The organism is Streptococcus mitis (genome assembly GCF_000722705.1).
Classification (GTDB): Bacteria; Bacillota; Bacilli; order Lactobacillales; family Streptococcaceae; genus Streptococcus; species Streptococcus mitis_P.
Genome location: NZ_JPFW01000009.1, coordinates 192,780 through 209,231, shown reverse-complemented (window position 1 = coordinate 209,231; position 16,452 = coordinate 192,780). Strand labels below are relative to the sequence as shown.

General features: G+C 42.7%; 15 protein-coding genes and 1 riboswitch. Of the genes, 9 read left to right on the top strand and 6 right to left on the bottom strand.

The genetic code is table 11. The annotated features are described in order from the left end of the window. Positions 1–28: 28 nt before the first annotated feature. A complete protein-coding gene (locus SK642_RS08825; protein ID WP_033684431.1) occupies positions 29–556 on the top strand; it encodes a hypothetical protein in 528 nt (175 codons plus the stop codon). A gap of 78 nt (positions 557–634) precedes the next feature. Further along, positions 635–1,099 (top strand): class Ib ribonucleoside-diphosphate reductase assembly flavoprotein NrdI, encoded by a 465-nt coding sequence (nrdI, locus tag SK642_RS08820; protein ID WP_033684430.1) that lies wholly within the window; start codon positions 635–637, stop codon positions 1,097–1,099. Positions 1,100–1,150: 51 nt separating this feature from the next. Here the strand turns inward: nrdI and SK642_RS08815 are convergent, their stop codons facing one another. Further along, entirely contained in the window at positions 1,151–1,609 is a 459-nt protein-coding gene (locus SK642_RS08815) for a DUF3021 domain-containing protein (protein ID WP_033684429.1), read from the bottom strand. Further along, entirely contained in the window at positions 1,606–2,046 is a 441-nt protein-coding gene (locus tag SK642_RS08810) for a LytTR family DNA-binding domain-containing protein (protein WP_033684428.1), read from the bottom strand. The genes SK642_RS08815 and SK642_RS08810 overlap by 4 nt, the downstream gene beginning before the upstream one ends. 205 nt (positions 2,047–2,251) lie before the next feature. Between SK642_RS08810 and mutL the strand changes: the two genes are divergently transcribed. Genes mutL through SK642_RS08795 form a run of 3 tightly spaced genes read left to right on the top strand, consistent with a single transcriptional unit; the run spans position 2,252 to position 5,383 of the window. Then, positions 2,252–4,201 (top strand): DNA mismatch repair endonuclease MutL, encoded by a 1,950-nt coding sequence (gene mutL / locus SK642_RS08805; RefSeq protein ID WP_033684427.1) that lies wholly within the window; start codon positions 2,252–2,254, stop codon positions 4,199–4,201. A gap of 15 nt (positions 4,202–4,216) precedes the next feature. Next, a complete protein-coding gene (gene ruvA, locus SK642_RS08800; RefSeq protein ID WP_000273417.1) occupies positions 4,217–4,810 on the top strand; it encodes a Holliday junction branch migration protein RuvA in 594 nt (197 codons plus the stop codon). Between the two features lie 9 nt (positions 4,811–4,819). Beyond that, on the top strand, positions 4,820–5,383 hold the full coding sequence (locus tag SK642_RS08795) for a DNA-3-methyladenine glycosylase I (protein ID WP_000166611.1): 564 nt from the start codon (positions 4,820–4,822) through the stop codon (positions 5,381–5,383). Positions 5,384–5,467: 84 nt separating this feature from the next. Here the strand turns inward: SK642_RS08795 and SK642_RS08790 are convergent, their stop codons facing one another. The 4 genes from SK642_RS08790 to SK642_RS08770 all read right to left on the bottom strand — a co-directional run bounded on the left by SK642_RS08790 (position 5,468) and on the right by SK642_RS08770 (position 8,796). Beyond that, positions 5,468–5,731, bottom strand: a complete 264-nt coding sequence (locus SK642_RS08790; RefSeq protein ID WP_000166114.1) for a SemiSWEET family transporter — start codon at positions 5,729–5,731, stop codon at positions 5,468–5,470. A gap of 105 nt (positions 5,732–5,836) precedes the next feature. Then, the gene (locus SK642_RS08785; RefSeq protein WP_033684426.1) at positions 5,837–6,871 is read right to left on the bottom strand and encodes a S66 family peptidase; all 1,035 of its coding nucleotides are present in this window, start codon (positions 6,869–6,871) and stop codon (positions 5,837–5,839) included. Between the two features lie 291 nt (positions 6,872–7,162). Then, positions 7,163–7,840, bottom strand: coding sequence for a DUF1129 domain-containing protein (locus SK642_RS08775; RefSeq protein ID WP_033684424.1), 678 nt, complete (start codon positions 7,838–7,840; stop codon positions 7,163–7,165). Between the two features lie 11 nt (positions 7,841–7,851). After that, the gene (locus SK642_RS08770) at positions 7,852–8,796 is read right to left on the bottom strand and encodes a magnesium transporter CorA family protein (protein WP_000815623.1); all 945 of its coding nucleotides are present in this window, start codon (positions 8,794–8,796) and stop codon (positions 7,852–7,854) included. A 131-nt stretch (positions 8,797–8,927) separates the two neighbouring features. Between SK642_RS08770 and uvrA the strand changes: the two genes are divergently transcribed. The 4 genes from uvrA to spx all read left to right on the top strand — a co-directional run bounded on the left by uvrA (position 8,928) and on the right by spx (position 16,411). After that, on the top strand, positions 8,928–11,759 hold the full coding sequence (uvrA, locus tag SK642_RS08765) for an excinuclease ABC subunit UvrA (protein ID WP_033684423.1): 2,832 nt from the start codon (positions 8,928–8,930) through the stop codon (positions 11,757–11,759). Beyond that, on the top strand, positions 11,752–12,813 hold the full coding sequence (locus tag SK642_RS08760; protein WP_033684422.1) for a M24 family metallopeptidase: 1,062 nt from the start codon (positions 11,752–11,754) through the stop codon (positions 12,811–12,813). Before uvrA ends, SK642_RS08760 begins: the two co-directional genes overlap by 8 nt. Before the next feature lie 57 nt (positions 12,814–12,870). Beyond that, positions 12,871–13,022: riboswitch (M-box (ykoK) riboswitch) on the top strand. Positions 13,023–13,216: 194 nt separating this feature from the next. Beyond that, the gene (gene mgtA, locus SK642_RS08755) at positions 13,217–15,877 is read left to right on the top strand and encodes a magnesium-translocating P-type ATPase (protein WP_033684421.1); all 2,661 of its coding nucleotides are present in this window, start codon (positions 13,217–13,219) and stop codon (positions 15,875–15,877) included. 135 nt (positions 15,878–16,012) lie between these two features. Beyond that, the gene (gene spx, locus SK642_RS08745; RefSeq protein WP_000591165.1) at positions 16,013–16,411 is read left to right on the top strand and encodes a transcriptional regulator Spx; all 399 of its coding nucleotides are present in this window, start codon (positions 16,013–16,015) and stop codon (positions 16,409–16,411) included. The last annotated feature ends 41 nt before the right edge of the window (positions 16,412–16,452 follow it).

Here is a 16,452-nt window from a genome sequence, read left to right as displayed (position 1 = left end):
ATAAATAATAATATCAGGAGGTTCTATCATGAAAAAGAAACCGATTTATCTATGGGTCTTGCTAATCTTGTCTGCCCTTATTTCAGCTACGTCTCTGTTTGAACTTTTGAAGCCCTTGCCTAGTAAAGAAGTCCTTCGTGCTGCTCAAAAACAAGTTGCAGGGGTCAGTGCTCAGCAGGTAGAAGATAGCATTAATTTTAGCTATAGATTGGCAGAAGCATCTCATTCTATTTTTAATGTGGCCTTGGTTGTACTATCTGCTATTTTAGTGGTAGTAGCGATTGTATTCCTTGTTCGTAAGAATTTGCAGTATGCAAACTATACTTATGTCGGCTATGTTTTGCTAGCCATTATTGGTTCGATTTATACCTATGTGACTTTACAAGACGCTTTGCAGTTGGTTCAAGATGAAACTATGCGTTTGACAATGGGTATTGGTTCAAAAGCTGTCAGCATTTTCTATATCGTCATCAATGTTCTTTTCCTAGCTTTGGTCTTTTATAAGATGTGGCGTCAGCAAAAAGCTTTGTTGGAAGAAGAGGAAGAAGTCGCTTAAGAGTTGACAAAAAATAACTATCAAGTTACAATCTTGGTAGTTATTTTTCGATTATCAAATGAAATGATGGAGGTGAAGATGAAAACAATTTCTTTGGTTTATATTAGTCTAAGTGGGAACACTGAAAGTTTTGTGACACGTTTAAAAGACTATCTCTTGTCCCAGTACGAGGGGATTGATATCCAAAAGATTCATATCAAGGATTTGGTCAAAGAAGGCCAAGATTTCTATGAAATGGACCATCCTTATGTCGCTTTTTTGCCGACCTATCTCGAAGGTGGGAATGGCGTGGATAACGGAGATGTTGAGATTTTGACGACACCAGTGGGAGATTTTATCGCCTATGGTGACAATGCTAGTAAGTGTTTTGGCGTAGTTGGTTCAGGAAATCGTAACTTTAATAACCAATACTGCCTGACAGCTAAGCAATACAGTCAACGTTTTGGTTTTCCTGTATTGGCAGACTTTGAAATGAGAGGCATGCTGGGAGATATCAAACATGTCGCAGCTATCATTGCAAACTTATATGAGTTAAAAAGTTAAGCTAGGGCTTGACTTTTTATTTTTCTGGAGACTTTAGAAAATGCTTACTGCTTACTTTCTATGCTCCAAGAGTTGATTGATGTGGTCTACTTTTTTAGCCTCTCTTTTATAGAGAATAGCCCAAATGATGAGGTAAACAATCGCAAACTCGATAATGAGCTGGAGATAGAAGATCCAGTGGAAGGGGAACCAACCTGCTAGAGTTGCTAATGGGATAAAGCCTACTAGCATAAGGAAAAAATGAGTCAGAGTCGCACGGAGCAAGCTCCAGTCACGGCTGAATAATCGTTTACCAAAGTTGAAGAGAATGCCGATGCCTGCCCAGATCAGTGTGCAGTAGAGCAAGATCAAGGCACCGTGAACCTGATGTTGAGCCATCACTTGACCGATGAGAGACTCGGAACTTAGTGGGGCGTAGGTGTTTGGTGCATAAATGAGTGAAAAGATGATAGAGAGGATGAGGCCGATGAGGACACCAGTAGCTGCGTCGTGGAAGATTTGTTTTTTCATAGTTCTAATTTCTCCTTGATGGTTTTTAGGTAACGGCGTGAAGAGTAGGTGAAGCTTTCGTTTTTCAAGAAAATTTCTACTAGGCCGTTGGGGGTGAGCTTGAGATGAGAGATGGAATCGATATTGATGATTTCTGATTGGGAAATTTGGATAAAATTGGTTGGCAAGAGTTCAAGTACCTGATAGAGCCGTAAATCAATGTTGTAGGTCTGACTTGCTGTTTCTGCTAGAACCTTCCGATTCTCGATATAGAAGCGTTGAATCTTGACAATCTCGACTAGATAGACCTGATTATTGATTTTCCCTTTGATTTTTTCTGTTAGATCCAGATTTTCTGCGAACTCGATGACTTTCTGGACTTTATCTGTCGGCTGAGGTGCTTGAACAATCAGCTTTTCCTCCTCGTAAGATTCGCTAATCTGTAGTTCTACTTTCATAAATTTCTCTCCTTGTTTTTCATACAAAATTGTGATCACTTCTTGTACACCTTTATTAAACACTATTTTTCAGCCCCTTGCAAGGGACTTTGTCTATGTGGAGGGATTTGGTTCCTATGTGGCGCTTGCTTTTCTGTCCTGTCTGAAATATGGTATAATAGCACTATCAATTTCTAGGAAAATAGATACAGAAAGGGGCTGAAAGATGTCTCATATTATTGAATTGCCAGAGGTGCTGGCAAACCAGATTGCGGCTGGAGAGGTTATCGAGCGTCCTGCCAGTGTGGTTAAAGAGTTGGTAGAAAATGCCATTGATGCTGGCTCTAGTCAGATTATCATTGAGATTGAGGAAGCAGGTCTCAAGAAAATTCAAATCACAGATAATGGTCATGGAATTGTCCACGATGAGGTAGAGCTGGCTCTGCGTCGTCATGCGACCAGTAAGATAAAAAATCAAGCAGACCTCTTTCGGATTCGGACGCTTGGTTTTCGTGGTGAAGCCTTGCCTTCTATTGCTTCTGTTAGTGTTCTGACCCTTTTGACGGCGGTGGATGGTGCTAGTCATGGAACCAAGTTAGTTGCGCGTGGGGGAGAAGTTGAAGAAGTCATTCCAGCTACCAGTCCTGTGGGAACCAAGGTTTGTGTGGAGGATCTCTTTTTCAATACGCCTGCCCGCCTCAAGTATATGAAGAGCCAGCAAGCGGAGTTGTCTCATATCATTGATATTGTCAACCGTTTGGGCTTGGCCCATCCTGAGATTTCCTTCAGTTTGATTAGTGATGGCAAGGAAATGACGCGGACAGCAGGGACTGGTCAACTGCGTCAAGCCATCGCAGGAATTTACGGTTTGGCGAGTGCCAAGAAGATGATTGAAATTGAGAATTCTGATCTTGATTTCGAAATTTCTGGCTTTGTGTCCTTGCCTGAGTTAACTAGAGCCAACCGCAACTATATCAGTCTCTTCATCAATGGCCGTTATATCAAGAACTTTTTACTCAATCGTGCTATTCTTGACGGCTATGGTAGTAAGCTTATGGTAGGCCGTTTTCCACTGGCTGTCATTCACATCCATATCGATCCTTATCTAGCGGATGTCAATGTACATCCAACCAAGCAAGAGGTGCGGATTTCTAAGGAAAAAGAACTGATGGCATTGGTTTCTGAAGCTATTGCAAATAGTCTCAAGGAGCAAACTTTGATACCTGATGCCTTGGAAAATCTTGCCAAATCGACCGTGCGCAATCGTCAAAAGGTGGAGCAGACCATTCTCCCACTCAAAGAAAATACGCTCTACTATGAGAAGACTGAGCCGACAAGACCTAGTCAAGCTGAAGTAGCTGATTATCAGGTAGAATTGACTGATGAAGGACAGGATTTGACTTTATTTGCCAAAGAAACCTTGGACAAATTGACCAAGCCAGCAAAACTGCATTTTGCAGAGAGAAAGCCTGCTAACTACGACCAGCTAGATCATCCAGAGTTAGACCTTGCGAGTCTTGATAAGGCTTATGACAAGCTGGAGCGAGAAGAATCTTCAAGCTTTCCAGAGTTGGAATTTTTCGGGCAAATGCACGGGACTTATCTCTTTGCCCAAGGGCGAGATGGGCTTTACATCATAGACCAGCACGCGGCTCAGGAACGGGTCAAGTACGAGGAGTACCGTGAAAGCATTGGCAATGTTGACCAGAGCCAGCAGCAACTCCTAGTGCCCTATATCTTTGAATTTCCAGCGGATGATGCCCTGCGTCTCAAGGAAAGAATGCCTCTTTTAGAGGAAGTGGGAGTCTTTCTAGCAGAGTACGGGGAAAATCAATTCATCCTACGTGAACATCCTATTTGGATGGCAGAAGAAGAGATTGAGTCAGGCATCTATGAAATGTGTGATATGCTACTCTTGACCAAGGAAGTTTCTATCAAGAAATACCGAGCAGAACTGGCTATCATGATGTCCTGCAAGCGGTCAATCAAGGCCAATCATCGTATTGATGATTATTCAGCTAGACAACTCCTCTATCAGCTCTCTCAATGTGACAATCCCTATAACTGTCCCCACGGCCGTCCTGTTTTGGTGCATTTTACCAAGTCGGATATGGAAAAGATGTTCCGACGTATTCAGGAAAATCACACCAGTCTCCGTGAGCTGGGGAAATATTAAACTAAAAGGAAAACTATGTACGAATATTTAAAAGGAATTATTACCAAAATTACTGCCAAATACATTGTTCTTGAAACCAACGGTATCGGCTATATCTTGCATGTGGCCAATCCCTATGCCTACTCAGGACAGGTCAATCAAGAAGCTCAAATTTATGTGCATCAGGTTGTGCGTGAGGATGCCCATCTGCTTTATGGATTTCGCTCAGAAGACGAGAAAAAGCTCTTTCTCAGTCTGATTTCGGTATCTGGGATTGGTCCTGTATCAGCTCTTGCTATTATCGCTGCTGATGACAATGCTGGCTTGGTTCAAGCCATTGAAACCAAGAACATCACCTACTTAACTAAGTTCCCTAAAATTGGCAAGAAAACAGCCCAACAGATGGTGTTGGACTTGGAAGGTAAGGTAGTAGTTGCAGGAGATGATCTTCCTGCCAAAGTGGCAGTGCAAGCTAGCGCTGAAAACCAAGAATTGGAAGAAGCTATGGAGGCCATGTTGGCTCTGGGCTACAAGGCAACCGAGCTCAAGAAAATCAAGAAATTCTTTGAAGGAACGACAGATACAGCTGAGAACTATATCAAGTCGGCCCTTAAAATGTTGGTCAAATAGGAGCAGAGCATGACAAAACGTTGTTCGTGGGTCAAGATGACCAATCAGCTCTACATTGCCTATCATGATGAGGAGTGGGGGCAGCCCCTCCATGATGACCAAGCATTGTTTGAGTTGTTGTGTATGGAAACCTATCAGGCAGGCCTGTCTTGGGAAACGGTACTAAACAAACGTCAAGCTTTCCGAGAAGCATTTCATGGCTATCAAATTCAAGTGGTCGCAGAGATGACTGACACCGAATTGGAAGCTTTGCTGGATAATTCAGCTATCATCCGAAATAGAGCCAAGATTTTTGCTACACGCGCTAACGCCCAAGCCTTTCTACGACTACAGGCAGAATATGGCTCTTTTGATGCCTATCTTTGGTCTTTTGTTGAGGGGAAAACTGTCATTAATGATGTTCCCGATTATCGCCAAGCCCCAGCTAAAACCGCTTTGTCTGAGAAATTAGCCAAAGATCTCAAAAAAAGAGGTTTCAAGTTCACAGGCCCAGTCGCCGTCTTGTCTTTTCTACAGGCTGCAGGACTAGTTGATGACCACGAGAATGATTGTGAATGGAAAAGCAGGAATTAGTGTGTACAGGTAACTAGCATATCTGAGAATATAGAAAAAAGCTGAGAAATTTTTCCCAGCTTTTTATATATACTATTAGATTTGTTAGAGTGAAGTCAAAAAAGTGATTCCACCTAAAATAACACCAGCTGAATTTGGAATGATTAGTATCCAATCCTTCTTAGGTTCCTTTGTCCATCCATAAATAACCCAGATTAAGCAAGATATAGCAGCTGATAAAGGTTGAAATGGTTGAGCTTTATTTCCCTGTAAATTAGCGATAATTTGAGGTATGTAGGCAATAAATACTATAATTCCAATAAAGGCACCAATAGAACCTACGATTCGATTAATTTTTTGTTTTGTCATATACACCTCCTTCAAAAGGATATCATAGAAATTAGCGAAATGCAATAAATTCAGATACAAATTGTAACGAAAACGAATACAAAAGCACAAAAATAGAGAAACTATTTATTTTTTGTTATAGTCAAAGCGAATGATTTGCTCCTGTGCATCTACATGGGCATGGACTCCGAAGGGGACAATTGCTCTTGGAGTTGCGTGGCCGACATTCAGATTATAGACAATAGGGATATTGCTGTCAATGATATCCAATAGTGCCTCTTTATAGTCATCATAGAAAGTTTCATCCATAGGTTTTCCGACCAAGAGTCCACTGATGACCTTGAATATACCAGTGTCTTTTAAAGTCCGCAACATATTTTTGAAGTCTTCCAGCTCAGGCTTTTCTTCGCTTGTTTCTAGTAAGAGTATTTTTCCTTTCCAGTCTGACAAATCAGGGAAAAGTTTGTACTTTTGGCAGAGCTCCGTGCTGTCTGCATATCGAGAGTTGTCAAAGATATCGTAGAGGGATTCGAGGCAACCACCGAGGATTTTTCCCTCGAACTGTGCATTTCCTTGCAACAACTCAAAACCGGTATTTGCATGACTGATACGAGGTGTTCCCAGAGCCTTGGGACTAAAATCAGTTCGTTCCTCATACCAAACGTCACTAGGGTGGATTTCTGAGATTTTTCCTGTCTCGATCAATTCTTTAAAGTAGTGAAAGCTATAGGGCAACATCTCCTTGTCCAATTCACAAATGTCTGCTAAAAAGGATTGCCCATAAAAAGTCTGGATTCCTAGTTTATGCAACATGAGATGGTTCATGGTTGTATCTGAGAAACCAAGAAAAATCTTTTGTTTGATAACCTTTTCTAGTTGGTCATTTTCAAAAAGGTAGGGCAACAAACGATAGGTATCGTCTCCACCGATGGCGCATAGGATCATGTCGATGCTATCATCAGAAAAGGCCTGTATCAAATCCTCTGCACGGGCTTCAGGATGGTCCTTGATAAAGTCTAAGCCTTTTAACGAATGGGGCAAAAAGATAGGATTGAGTCCCAAATCCTTGAGACGTTGGACACCCAAGTCCACTTCATGTTTGACAAAGTCTTCTCCGATAATGCCACTAGATAAACTAACAATACCAATAGTAGAAATCATATCTCACCCTCCTAGAAATAGATTGATACTCTTCGAAAATCTCTTCAAACCGCGTCAGCTTCGCCTTACTGTATATATGTTACTGACTTCGTCAGTTCTATCTACAACCTCAAAGCAGTGCTTTGAGCAACCTGCGGCTAGCTTCCTAGTTTGCTCTTTGATTTTCATTGAGTATGAGCCTATTTTATCAAAAAAGATAAGAGAAAGCTATGTGGGATTTCAGAAGAATGCTTTTAAATCAGGAAAGTAGTAAAAAAGCAACCGCACCTGCAGTTGCTTTTATCATTTTTCTTAATAGCGTGTTGGTCCTGCACTTGCGCTTCGGATGTTGAAGCGTTTCTTGAGATAGAAGCGAAGGGCTAGGAGAGCTGCACCCATAATAGCTAGTGGCAATGGAGCCAGTACTGGGTTAAGGCTAGCTGGTAGGAAGCTTGTTGCAAAGAAGACAAGCAACCAAAGGAACATAGAAGCTAGGATAACCAGTACAGATTTCCAGAAAGGTGGACGTTGACTGCGGTCCATATCTGGTCCATAGTATTGGTAAACAAAGTAGTACATCAAGTAGAAGGCAAATCCACCAACCAGTCCAACTAACAGGAGGGTGACAAATCCATAGCCGAAAGCTTGATCTGCTGAGAAGAAGGTTGTGAGGGCGCTGACGAGGGCAAAGAGGCTAGTGATGAAAAGGGCTGAGTCCATAATCATCAGTTTTGGATCATCATTTTCTTTTGGATGCTCTTTTTCATATTGCTCTTTGACAGTGAAGCTATGAGCCCAGTGAGTTGGTGCGCCATAGAGGGAACGAGCAGTCGTACCCTTGGCTTGCTCTTCAAGGATTTGGGGAATGACTTCCTCAAAAATAGCCTTAATTTCAGCATCTGTTTTCCCATCTTTGATGAATTGCTGAGTAGCGATGTGGACAAACTCTTGGTTTTTCTTAGTTAATTTTTGTAGATCAATCTGAGACATAGGAACTCCTCTTAGAACCATTTTTTATGGATGAGATAGAGAGTGAGCGAGACACTCATAGCAAAGGCGATAAAGACGATTAACCAGAAGGCATTTGGCTCGCCATTTAGGGGGATTTCATTATCCTTAAAGTTCATCCCGTAGGCAGAAAAGACCATGGTTGGGATGGACATGACGATGGTCACAAGGGCCAAGGTCTTCATAATGTTGTTCTGGTTGTTGGAAATGATAGAGGCGAAGGTCTCTGTCATAGAGTGCAAGACATTTCCATAAATGTCTGCCATCTCGATGGCCTGTTGGGTTTCAATCAGGGTATCTTCAAGCAGGTCTTCGTCTTCAAGGTATTTCTTGATATTGCTGGTTGAGCTGGTCAATTTCTTAATCACGCGCTCATTTGTCTTGAGTGAGGCCTTGAAATAGACGATGGTTTTTTCCAATTCCATGAGCTCAATCAATTCTTCATTACGAGTTGATTGATGCAGTTGACTTTCGATTTGTTCACTCTTACGATCAATCGAACGAAGGGCTGTTAGGTAAAGCTCTGCATTACGATAGAGGATCTGAAAGATGAAACGTGAACGCATGAAGGTGTAGAAATTACGCAAGCGACGGTTGATAAAGACATCGAGGACTGGTAGTGGTTCCAAACACGTAGTGATAATGGTTTCCTCGGTGATGATAATACCAAGCGGGATGGTAACGTAATAGGTGCGGTTATTTCTTTCCTCTGTGACCGGAACGTCTACGATAATCAGGGTGTACTCGTCTTCAATGGTAATACGAGACATTTCTTCCGCATCGAGCGGTGCTCGAAGGTCAGCAATATCAATATCGAAGGCGTTAGCGATTTCGAGTGATTCATTTTGAGTCGGATTGACGAGATTGATCCAAGTACCCGGTTCAAGTGTATCGATCTCTTTAAATTCAGTTGTTGTAGAGAGAAAAACTTGTTTCATATCCCTTATCCTTTCTCATTTTTCAGATTTTTTCACACCGTACTATTATACTACAAAATCAGCCTTTTGGGTAATAGAATCTCACTTTTTTTGGTATAATGGTAAGCAATAATGGACTAGAAAGAACAAAGATGCAAGATAAAATTGTCATTCATGGGGCGCGTGCCCATAATTTAAAAAATATTGATGTGGAAATTCCACGAGACAAGTTGGTTGTCGTGACAGGCTTGTCAGGTTCAGGGAAATCAAGTCTGGCCTTTGATACCCTCTATGCTGAGGGACAACGTCGCTATGTGGAGAGTTTGTCAGCCTACGCTCGTCAATTCTTGGGAAATATGGAGAAACCTGATGTAGATGCTATTGATGGTCTGAGCCCAGCTATTTCCATCGACCAGAAAACGACTAGCAAAAACCCTCGTTCGACGGTGGGAACAACGACTGAAATCAATGACTATCTGCGTCTCCTCTACGCACGTGTGGGGACGCCTTACTGTATCAACGGGCATGGGGCTATCAAGGCCTCTTCTGTGGAGCAAATTGTGGATAAGGTTTTGGAACTGCCAGAACGTCAGCGCCTGCAAATCTTAGCTCCTGTCATCCGCAAGAAAAAAGGACAGCATAAGAACGTCATTGAAAAGGTTCAGAAAGATGGTTATGTTCGCGTCCGTGTGGATGGGGAAGTCTATGATGTGACCGAAGTGCCAGACTTGTCTAAGAGCAAGCAACACAATATTGATGTCGTAGTTGACCGTATTGTCATAAAGGAGGGCATTCGTAGCCGTCTCTTTGATTCCATTGAGGCTGCCCTTCGTATCGCAGAAGGCTATGTTATTATCGACACCATGGACGACTCTGCGTTGCTCTTCTCTGAGCATTATGCCTGTCCAGTTTGTGGTTTTACTGTCCCAGAGTTAGAGCCTCGTCTCTTCTCCTTCAATGCTCCTTTTGGCTCTTGTAGTGAGTGTGATGGCTTGGGCATCAAGCTGGAGGTGGATACTGATTTGGTAGTACCAGATGCCAGCAAAACCTTACGTGAGGGAGCGCTAGCACCTTGGAATCCTATTTCATCTAACTACTATCCAAACATGCTAGAGCAGGCTATGACAGCCTTTGGAGTGGATATGGATAAGCCTTTTGAAGACTTGTCAGAAGAAGATAAGAACTTGATTCTCTACGGCTCAGATGGCAAGGAATTCCATTTCCACTATGAGAATGAATTTGGTGGCGTGCGCGATATTGACATTCCGTTTGAGGGAGTTGTCAATAATATCAAGCGTCGCTATCACGAGACCAACAGTGATTACACCCGCACTCAGATGCGTCTCTACATGAATGAGCTGACCTGCGGAACCTGTCACGGTTACCGTCTCAATGACCAGGCCTTGTCTGTCCGTGTGGGTGGCGAGCAAGGACCACATATCGGAGAAATCTCAGACCTGTCGATCGCAGACCACTTGGACTTGGTGAGCCAGCTGACCTTATCTGAAAATGAAGCCATCATTGCTCGGCCCATTCTCAAGGAAATCAAGGACCGCTTGACCTTCCTTAATAACGTGGGACTCAACTATCTGACCCTGTCACGTTCAGCAGGAACCCTTTCAGGTGGGGAAAGTCAGCGTATTCGCTTGGCGACCCAGATTGGTTCCAACCTATCAGGAGTCCTTTATATCCTAGATGAGCCGTCAATTGGTCTTCATCAGAGGGACAATGACCGCCTGATTGCCAGTCTCAAAAAGATGCGTGATTTGGGCAATACTCTTATCGTGGTGGAACACGACGAAGATACCATGCACGAGGCGGATTATCTGATTGACGTTGGTCCCGGTGCCGGTGTTTTTGGTGGAGAGATTGTTGCGGCAGGAACCCCTAAACAGGTGGCTCGCAACAGCAAGTCTATCACAGGCCAGTACTTGTCAGGTAAACGTGCCATTCCAGTACCAGAAGAGCGTCGTGTGGGAAATGGTCGTTTTATCGAGGTGACAGGTGCACGTGAGAATAACTTGCAAAATGTCACGGCTCGTTTCCCACTAGGAAAATTCATTGCGGTGACAGGGGTATCGGGTTCAGGGAAATCTACCCTAATCAATAGCATCCTCAAAAAAGCTATTGCCCAGAAGCTCAACCGCAATTCAGACAAGCCTGGTAAATTCAAGACCATCACAGGGATTGAGCATGTAGACCGCTTGATTGATATTGACCAGAGCCCAATCGGACGGACGCCAAGGTCTAACCCTGCTACCTATACGGGAGTTTTTGATGATATACGTGACCTCTTTGCCCAGACAAACGAAGCCAAGATTCGAGGCTACAAGAAGGGGCGTTTCAGTTTCAACGTCAAGGGAGGTCGTTGTGAAGCCTGTTCAGGTGACGGGATCATCAAGATTGAGATGCACTTCTTGCCAGATGTTTATGTGGCTTGTGAAGTTTGCCACGGGACCCGCTATAACAGTGAAACCCTAGAAGTTCACTACAAGGAAAAAAATATTTCACAGGTCTTGGACATGACGGTCAATGATGCGGTGGAGTTCTTCCAACATATTCCGAAAATTCAACGCAAACTTCAGACTATCAAGGATGTGGGACTTGGTTATGTGACATTGGGGCAACCTGCTACCACCCTTTCTGGGGGAGAAGCCCAGCGTATGAAGTTGGCTAGCGAACTTCACAAACGCTCGACAGGCAAGTCATTCTATATTCTGGATGAACCGACGACAGGGCTTCATACTGAGGATATCGCTCGCTTGCTCAAGGTTCTCGCTCGCTTTGTTGACGATGGCAATACAGTTCTTGTCATTGAGCACAATCTGGATGTCATTAAGACAGCAGACCATATTATCGACCTGGGTCCTGAGGGCGGTGTCGGTGGTGGAACCATCATCGCAACAGGAACTCCAGAAGAAGTAGCGACCAATGAAGCCAGCTACACAGGACATTATTTGAAAGGAAAGTTACATCATGAATAAACGTGTACAAGCATTTCTAGCTAAAATGCAAGAAAAAGAACTAGATGGCATCATTATCAACAACCTTAAAAACGTCTATTACCTGACTGGTTTTTGGGGCTCAAACGGAACAGTCTTCATCAGCCGTGACCGTCAGGTTTTGGTGACAGATTCTCGCTATATCATTGCAGCTAAGCAAGAAACCAGTGGTTTTGAGATTGTGGCTGATCGCGATGAATTGGCTGTCATTGCAGGTATTGTCAAGGATATGGGCTTTTCTAGAATCGGTTTTGAAGATGAGATTTCGGTCTCTTATTATCACCGTATGCAGGCAGCTTTTGCAGGTTTGGACTTACTTCCACAAACTCAGTTTGTTGAAGGTCTTCGAATGATTAAGGATGAGGAGGAAATTGCAGCTATTCGCAAGGCTTGTTCTATCTCAGACCGAGCTTTCCGCGATGCGCTTGACTTTATTAAGCCAGGAAAGACTGAAATTGAGATTGCCAACTTCCTTGACTTCCGCATGCGGGAGCTAGGAGCGTCAGGCTTATCTTTTGATACGATTCTAGCTAGCGGTATCAACTCTTCCAAACCTCATGCCCATCCCATGCACAAACCAGTTGAGCTGGGAGAAGCTATTACCATGGACTTCGGCTGTCTCTATGATCACTATGTCAGTGATATGACACGGACTATCTATCTGGGCCATGTTAGCGACGAGCAAGCAGAGATTTACAATACAGTTCTCAAAGCCAACCAAGCCTTGATCGATCAAGCCAAGGCAGGATTAGGTTTCCGTGACTTTGACAAAATCCCTCGTGATATTATCATTGAGGCAGGTTATGGTGACTACTTTACCCACGGTATTGGGCACGGTATTGGCCTGGATATCCATGAAGAGCCTTACTTTAGCCAGACTTCTACAGAAACTATTAAGGCAGGTATGACCTTGACCGATGAGCCAGGTATCTATATCGAAGGTAAATACGGTGTTCGTATAGAGGATGATATCTTGATTACAGAGACAGGTTGTGAATTATTGACCTTGGCTCCAAAAGAGTTGATAGTCATTTAAGAGTCAAACAATTCAAATGATTGACTTTTAAAATTTAAAGGTTTATACTGAAAGACGAAAACGGTAGGTGAGGCTACCATAGGGATACGGATGACTACCGCAAAGCAGTGGAGACACTACTCGTTGGTCAACAGTTTTGGTCGCGAAGGCTAAGACTAAGCTCATTACATTGCCCTATGGAGTTAAAGCTTGAACGAAAAAACAGATATTTAGTTTTTTAATCCTGCCATTTTATGGTGGGATTTTCTACTGTTTAAAACAAAGAAAGGAGACAGACGATGCAAATTGACGACCATCCGGAACCGCACATACACAGCCAATCGCTGATTTGTGTCGTTCTGCCCTTATAAAGTGATTGGTCTCTGTGTATGAAACACATCATTCATACAGATAGGAGAAACCAATGAAAACAACAAAAGAAAGATTAGCAACAGCTATTCAAGTCCCTTTAGACGAGAGTCTAACTTTTTATCATACCAGTTTAAACGGTTTGACAGAGGAACAGGTCGAAAAAAATCGTGACCTCTATGGCGAAAATGTGATTACCAAAGGCCAAGAAGACAGTATCCTCAAAAAGATTTACGAATCTATTATCAATCCATTTACAATCATCTTGCTGGTTATCGCCGTGATTTCCTTAGTGACCAATGTCTGGTTGGCAAAACCAGGTCAAGAGGATCCGACGACTTCCATTATCATTGTTGTCCTAGTTCTCATTTCTGGAGGCATTCGATTTGTCCAAGAACTCCGCAGTGACAAGGCAGCCACCAATCTTTCAAAAATGATTGTCAACACAGCGACAGTCATTCGTCAAGGAGAAATCCAAGAAGTACCTATCGATGATTTGGTAGTAGGTGACGTGGTTAAATTAAGCGCTGGAGACATGATTCCAGCAGATCTTCTTTTATTTGAGTCGCGCGATTTCTTTGTACAACAGTCTGGCTTGACAGGCGAAAGTGATTCTGTTGAAAAATTGGCCTTGACCAAGGCAACGGTTCAACAATCTGATAGTCTTCTCGAAGCCGAATCCTTGGCTTTTATGGGAACCAATGTCTTATCTGGTAGTGCCAAGGCCGTGGTTTTGGCGGTTGGTGATGATACCATGATGGGGGCTATTGAGCAGACTCTGAACACCTATGACGAGCCCACTTCGTTTGAGCGGGAGATGAACAGTATCTCTTGGCTTTTGATCCGCTTGATGTTGGTCATGGTGCCCATCGTTTTCTTGTCCAATGGTTTAACAGATGGCGACTGGCTGGAAGCTGGAGTATTTGCTTTGAGTGTTGGTGTTGGATTGACACCTGAAATGCTTCCTATGATCATCACTGCCAGTCTAGCAAAAGGCTCCATTATTATGGCCAAGGAAAAAGTGGTTATCAAGAAACTCAATGCCATACAGGACTTAGGGGCGATTGATATCTTGTGTACAGATAAGACAGGAACTCTAACCCAAGATGAAATCGTTCTAGAATATCCCTTGGACATCCACGGACGCTTGGATTTGACTGTCTTGAGACGAGCTTATCTCAATTCTTATTTTCAAACGGGCTTAAAAAATTTGATGGACAGAGCCATTATCAAACGGACTGAAAAGGAAGCCAAAGAACACGCCCTCTTGCAAAATCTGTCTCAAACTTTTCAAAAAATAGATGAGCTTCCCTTTGATTTTGAACGCAGACGGATGAGTGTCATCGTCAAGGATGAACACGAAGTGGTTAGTTTAGTGACCAAGGGTGCCCTAGAGGAAATGTTGACGATTTCCAGTCATGCGGAATACCAAGGAGTGATTACTCCCTTGACAGATGCTATTAGAGAAGAAATATTAGAGGAAGTCCGACAACTCAATCAACAAGGTTTGCGTGTCTTGGGAGTGGCCTATAAGTCAGGTTTGAGGGAAGGTCATGCTTATACAGTTGATGATGAAGGGGATATGATTCTAACTGGTTATTTAGCCTTCCTAGATCCACCAAAACCATCTGCAGCACCAGCAATTAAGGCTTTGTTAGAACATGGAGTTAAAACAAAGATTTTAACGGGAGACAACGAAAAAGTTACCCAAGCAGTCTGTGAAAAGGTTGGTTTAGATATCAATCAGATGCTATTGGGGTCTGAAATTGATCAGATGAGTGATCAAGAATTGGCCCAAGCCGTAGAGGAGGTAACAGTCTTTGCCAAACTTTCTCCTGACCAAAAAGCAAGGATTATTTTGCAATTTAAGGCTAATGGTCATGCTGTTGGCTATATGGGAGATGGAATCAATGATGCCCCTTCTATGAAAGTAGCAGATGTGGGGATTTCTGTTGATACAGCAGTAGATATTGCTAAAGAAACAGCTGATGTTATCCTACTTGATAAGGATCTCATGGTACTTGAAAAAGGACTGGTTGAAGGGCGTAAGGTCTATGCTAATATGACCAAATATATCAAGATGACAGTGAGTTCTAATTTTGGAAATATCTTATCCCTATTGGTCTCTGGAATCTTTTTACCATTTTTACCAATGGCACCAGTCCATTTGATTATCCTAAATCTAGTCTATGATTTGTCTTGTATTGCCTTGCCTTTTGACAAGGTGGACAAAGATTTTTTGAGAAATCCGCATACATGGGAAGCCAAGTCTATTACACGTTTCATGGTTTGGATGGGGCCTATCTCTTCTGCCTTTGATATTTTGACCTTCAGCTTGCTTTATTTTATCATTGTACCCATGACGACAGGTCATGCCTATGTTCATGGAGCAGAGTCGGCCGTAGGCTTTATTGTCTTGTTCCAGACAGGTTGGTTTATCGAGTCTATGTGGTCTCAGACTATGGTTATCCATATGCTGCGTTCAGCCAAAATTCCCTTTTTACAAAGTCGTCCAGCTTGGCTAGTCCTTGTGACAACCTTATTGGCTGCAGCCTTTGTGACCTTCCTTCCCTACAGCCCACTCGCAAGTCTTCTTCATCTCACTCCTTTAAAACCGATTTATTTCATCTCTTTACTTTTCATCATTATTTTGTATATGATTAGCGTGACAATTGTGAAAAAAATCTATATCAAGAAATATAAAGAATGGCTGTAAATTTCATTTTGTCAAGAAAAAAGTACGAAAATGACGAAAAAAGTCAAAAAAATTTAAAAATAGGTCGCAAGTCGGATGTTTTTTATGGTATAATAGACTAAACTGATAGTAACATGTAGCGAAAGGGGTAGGTACATGATTAAAATTTATACAGTCTCAAGTTGTACTAGTTGTAAAAAAGCAAAAACCTGGCTCAATGCCCACCAGTTAAGTTATAAAGAACAAAACCTTGGTAAAGAAGGAATTACGCGAGAAGAATTACTGGATATTCTAACCAAAACAGATAACGGAATAGCCAGCATCGTTTCGTCTAAAAATCGCTATGCCAAAGCCCTCGGAGTGGATATTGAAGATTTGAGCGTCAACGAAGTCCTCAATCTGATTATGGAAACACCGAGAATTTTGAAGAGCCCAATCCTTGTGGATGAAAAACGCCTGCAAGTTGGCTACAAGGAAGACGATATTCGTGCCTTCCTACCACGCTCTGTCCGTAATGTAGAAAATGCAGAAGCACGTTTGCGTGCAGCTCTATAAACATCAAGGCTGGGAGCAATTCCCAGTCTTATTCTATTTTA

Excerpts from the sequence above, each read along its gene's own strand:
- mutL (WP_033684427.1), top strand. The coding sequence starts at position 2,252 with ATGTCTCATATTATTGAATTGCCAGAGGTGCTGGCAAACCAGATTGCG.
- SK642_RS08760 (WP_033684422.1), top strand. The coding sequence starts at position 11,752 with ATGAATAAACGTGTACAAGCATTTCTAGCTAAAATGCAAGAAAAAGAA.
- SK642_RS08790 (WP_000166114.1), bottom strand. The coding sequence starts at position 5,731 with ATGACAAAACAAAAAATTAATCGAATCGTAGGTTCTATTGGTGCCTTT.
- mgtA (WP_033684421.1), top strand. The coding sequence starts at position 13,217 with ATGAAAACAACAAAAGAAAGATTAGCAACAGCTATTCAAGTCCCTTTA.
- SK642_RS08815 (WP_033684429.1), bottom strand. The coding sequence starts at position 1,609 with ATGAAAAAACAAATCTTCCACGACGCAGCTACTGGTGTCCTCATCGGC.
- spx (WP_000591165.1), top strand. The coding sequence starts at position 16,013 with ATGATTAAAATTTATACAGTCTCAAGTTGTACTAGTTGTAAAAAAGCA.
- SK642_RS08770 (WP_000815623.1), bottom strand. The coding sequence starts at position 8,796 with ATGAAACAAGTTTTTCTCTCTACAACAACTGAATTTAAAGAGATCGAT.
- uvrA (WP_033684423.1), top strand. The coding sequence starts at position 8,928 with ATGCAAGATAAAATTGTCATTCATGGGGCGCGTGCCCATAATTTAAAA.
- SK642_RS08775 (WP_033684424.1), bottom strand. The coding sequence starts at position 7,840 with ATGTCTCAGATTGATCTACAAAAATTAACTAAGAAAAACCAAGAGTTT.
- ruvA (WP_000273417.1), top strand. The coding sequence starts at position 4,217 with ATGTACGAATATTTAAAAGGAATTATTACCAAAATTACTGCCAAATAC.
- nrdI (WP_033684430.1), top strand. The coding sequence starts at position 635 with ATGAAAACAATTTCTTTGGTTTATATTAGTCTAAGTGGGAACACTGAA.
- SK642_RS08810 (WP_033684428.1), bottom strand. The coding sequence starts at position 2,046 with ATGAAAGTAGAACTACAGATTAGCGAATCTTACGAGGAGGAAAAGCTG.
- SK642_RS08825 (WP_033684431.1), top strand. The coding sequence starts at position 29 with ATGAAAAAGAAACCGATTTATCTATGGGTCTTGCTAATCTTGTCTGCC.
- SK642_RS08795 (WP_000166611.1), top strand. The coding sequence starts at position 4,820 with ATGACAAAACGTTGTTCGTGGGTCAAGATGACCAATCAGCTCTACATT.
- SK642_RS08785 (WP_033684426.1), bottom strand. The coding sequence starts at position 6,871 with ATGATTTCTACTATTGGTATTGTTAGTTTATCTAGTGGCATTATCGGA.